The sequence below is a fragment of the Comamonas sp. genome (assembly GCF_036666375.1).
Classification (GTDB): domain Bacteria; phylum Pseudomonadota; class Gammaproteobacteria; order Burkholderiales; family Burkholderiaceae_C; genus Comamonas.
Genome location: NZ_JAVWWA010000199.1, coordinates 1 through 3,887, shown reverse-complemented (window position 1 = coordinate 3,887; position 3,887 = coordinate 1). Strand labels below are relative to the sequence as shown.

General features: G+C 65.5%; 2 protein-coding genes and 1 pseudogene. All 3 read right to left on the bottom strand.

The annotated features are described in order from the left end of the window. Positions 1-715 (bottom strand): annotated as a pseudogene (locus RR928_RS24475) (biotin/lipoyl-binding protein); the annotation flags it as partial. Between the two features lie 115 nt (positions 716-830). Then, positions 831-2,540, bottom strand: coding sequence for a type I secretion system permease/ATPase (locus RR928_RS24470; protein WP_332684672.1), 1,710 nt, complete (start codon positions 2,538-2,540; stop codon positions 831-833). A gap of 35 nt (positions 2,541-2,575) precedes the next feature. Further along, positions 2,576-3,887, bottom strand: a 1,312-nt coding sequence (locus tag RR928_RS24465) for a type I secretion system permease/ATPase (protein WP_332684670.1), incomplete at its 5' end; no start/stop codon positions are given.

The window sequence follows — 3,887 nt, the reverse complement described above, 5'->3', positions numbered from 1 at the left end:
TATTGCCCTGCATGTCGGCCATCGAGGTGTTGATGTCGGCGACCGAGCGCTGCAGCTCCAGCTGACGATTGCGCGGCGCATAGCCTTCCTTGACCAGCTCACGCAGATGTCCAAGCTCTTCATTGAGCATCTCATGCTGGCTCTTGCGGCTGGCCATCATGCCCTTGTAGGTCTCTATCGTGCTCTGCTGGCCACGGATATTCTCTTCCATCGACTGCAGATCCGAGCGCAGCAGATTGCGGCGCGTATGGAACAGCTGTTCCTGGTTCAGGATCTGCTGCTGGATCAGCGGGTCGCTGGACGCGGTCTTGAGGTCTTCGGCCCAGGTGATGGTCGGCTTGCCGTTTTTCTCGGCGACCAGGCGGCCCTGCATCGCCAGCAGGCCCAGATAGCTTTGGCGCGCCGACTCGTAGTTGGCACGGGCCACGGCGGAGTCGAGCTGCACCAGCAGCTGGCCTTCGGTCACTTCGTCGCCTTCGCGCACCAGCACCTTCTGGATGATGCCGCCGTTCAGATGCTGCACGGTGTTGCGCTTGGTGTCGATCGCGACCATGCCGGTGCTGGGCACGCCTTCATCCAGCGGCGCGAGCGCCGCCCACAGCAGGAAGCCGCCAAAACCTATGGCCAGAGCCCACAGGCCCCAGCGCGCCGAGCGGCCCAGATCGCCGGGTTCCACATCGCCCTGGGGCGAAGTCGTCAACGCACCACCGGACATTTTGGCCAATGGATTTTTTTTAGCTTCGGAAGGCAAAGATTTAGTCATGTCGGAACTCACCGGAAATTAGTTGTGCGCAATGGAGCGCGATCGAGCGCCAGGAAGCGGTTCATGTTCACGCCGCGGGCAGCGGCACCTGCTGCGCCTCGCGCAGCGCTGCCATCACCGCATCGCGCGGGCCGTCGGCCTGCAGCATGCCGTTGTTCAAAAGCACCACGCGGTCGGCCGCGGCCAGAATGCCGGGACGGTGCGTGACCAGCACCACGGTGCTGCCCTGGCGCTTGAGAATCTGCACGGCCTGCACCAGCGCGGCTTCACCCACGTCGTCCAGGTTGGCATTGGGCTCATCGAGCACCACCAGCTTGGGCTTGCCGTAAAGGGCGCGCGCCAGACCGATGCGCTGGCGTTGTCCGCCCGACAGCAGGCCGCCGGCCTCGCCTATCGAGGTGTCGTAGCCCTTGGGGAAGCGCAGGATCATGTCGTGCAGGCCGGCGTTGCGCGCGGCTTCGATGACCTGGCCCGAATCGATCTGGCCGAAGCGTGCGATGTTCTCGGCGATCGAGCCTTCGAACAGTTCGATGTCCTGCGGCAGGTAGCCCAGGTGCGGTCCCAGATCGTCGCGGCTCCAGCCGGTGATGGGGCGCTCGTCGAGCAGCACTTCACCGCTCATGTGGGGCCAGATGCCGATCATGCAACGCGCCAGCGTCGACTTGCCAGAGCCCGAGGGGCCGAGGACCACCACGACGGTGCCCTGGGGTACTTCGAAACTGATGTTCTTCAGAATGGGCTCGGCGCGTCCGGGCGCCACGGCGACCAGATTGCGCAGCGACAGCGCGCCTGTGGGCGGCATGCGCGTGAGTGATTCATCGCGCTCGGGATGGGCATCGAGCAAGGCTTCGAGGCGGCGGAAAGCCGCACGCGAAGTCACGAAGCCGCGCCATGTGCCCACCAGCATGTCGATGGGGGTCAGGGTACGCGTCATCAGGATGTTGGCGGCAATCATCGCACCGGCCGACAACTGGCCGTCGATCACCAGCAGTGCGCCCGCGCCCAGCGCCAGCGACTGCTGCGAATAGCGCAGGAACTTGCTCCAGGCCATGATCTTGTGCGACAGCGCCTGCGAGTTGCCTTGCAGCTGCCTCACGTCGCGGTGCTTGCCCTGCCATGCGCGGCCCAGGTTGTGCACCATGCCCATGGGTTCCAGCGTTTCCAATTGCTGCAGCTTGCCTTGCAGGCTCTGCGTTTCTTCGGACGCCGCGGCCGAGGCGCGCTCTGCGGGTGCCAAGGTCTTGCGGTGGCCAAACCACACCAGCGCCAACTGGATGGCGGCAAACACCAGCGCCAGATAGCCCAGCATGGGATGCAGCAGGAACACCACCGTGAGGTAGACCAGCGACCAGGGCGCGTCGAACAGCGCAAACATGCCGTTGCCGGTCAGGAACTGGCGCACCTGCACCAGATCGCCAAAGGCCTTGGCCGTTCCCGAGCCCAGCTGCTTGAGGTTCATCTCGAAGCTGGCGTTGAAGACGCGTGTGCTGAGCAATTCGTCAAGGCGCAGGCCGGCGCGCACCAGCACGCGCGAGCGCATCCATTCGGAAAATGCGCCCACGCAGAACAGGAACAAGGTGATCAGCGAGACCACCAGCAGCGTGATTTCGCTGCGGCTGAGCATCACGCGGTCGAACACCTGCAGCATGTACAGCGTGGGTGCGAGCAGCAGCACGTTGGCCACCATGCTGAACACGCCGACCACATAGAACTCGCGGCGAAAGGCCCAGAGCGCGCGCGTCAGCTCGCTGCGCTCGAAAAAACCGGAAGTCTTCATTGTTGGACTCATATCAATTGTTTCGCGGACCGCACTCATGCCGTCACCTGTGCGGTGGGCGCGGGCATCTGCGCCTGGCGGGCGGCCTGCTTGAGCGCCGCCAGCACTTCATCGCGCGGGCCGAAAGCCTGTTGCTGGCCGTCGCGCAGCACCAGCATCTTGTTGGTCACGGTCAGCACGCTGGTGCGGTGGGTGATCACCACCACGGTCGCGCCGCCCGCGCTGGCTTGCTTGATGGCCTGGGACAGCGCGATATCGCCTTCATCGTCCAGGCTGGAGTTGGGCTCGTCGAGCACCACATACACCGGGTCGCCGTAGAACGCCCGGGCCAGGCCCACGCGCTGGCGCTGGCCGCCCGACAGGCGCACGCCGCCGGGACCGACCAGCGTGTCATAGCCTTGGGGCAGCGTGCTGATCAGCTCATGCAGGCCGACGGCGCGGGCCGCGGCTTCGACCTTGGCCATGTCGACCTTGCCGAAGCGTGCGATGTTTTCTGCCAGCGTGCCGTCGAACAAGGCCACGCCCTGGGGCAGATAGCCGATGTGGGGACCGAGCTCCTGCTTGTTCCAGGCCTGGACGTCGGCGCCATCGAGGCGCACCTTGCCCATCGCGGCCGGCCACAGGCCCACCAGCAGCCGCGCCAGCGTCGTCTTGCCCGATGCCGAGGGGCCGACCACCGCGAGCACATCACCGGGCTGCAGCGCCAGATTGATGCCGCGCAAGATGGATACGGGCGAGCCCGGGGCGCCGGCCATCAGTTGTTCAACCTGCACGCGTCCCTTTGGCGGGGGCAGCGACATTGCGGCGGGGTCGGCGGGCACGGCGGCCAGCAGCGCCTCGATGCGGTTCCAGGAATCGCGCGCATTGATCACCGCCTGCCACTGGCCTATCACCTGCACCAGCGGCGCGAGCATGCGGCCGCCGAGAATGGACGCGACGACCATCATGCCGCCGCCGCCGTTGAGCTCGTTGTGCAGCAGCAGCCAGCAGGCCAGGCCCAGCAGCAGCGAGCTCAGGATGTTCTGCACCAGCTTGCTCAGCGCCTGAAAGCCGCCGGCGCTGTCCGAAGCCACGGCCTGCAGCTGCAGGAACTTGCGCTGCTTGGCGATCCAGCGGCGGTGCGTGTTCTTGAGCATGCCCATGGCTTCGAGCACTTCCGCGTTGTTCAGCGTATCGTCCGCATAGCGCTGCGCTTCCATGGATTCGCGGTTGGCGGCCATCAGCGGCGGCTTGGTGCGGCGCTCGTTCATCCAGGTAATGCCCACTTGCAGCAGGCCGAATACCACAGCCGACCAGCCCAGCACCGGGCTGATCAGGAACAGCAGCACCATCATGACCAGCGCGATA

Excerpts from the sequence above, each read along its gene's own strand:
- RR928_RS24470 (WP_332684672.1), bottom strand. The coding sequence starts at position 2,540 with ATGAAGACTTCCGGTTTTTTCGAGCGCAGCGAGCTGACGCGCGCGCTC.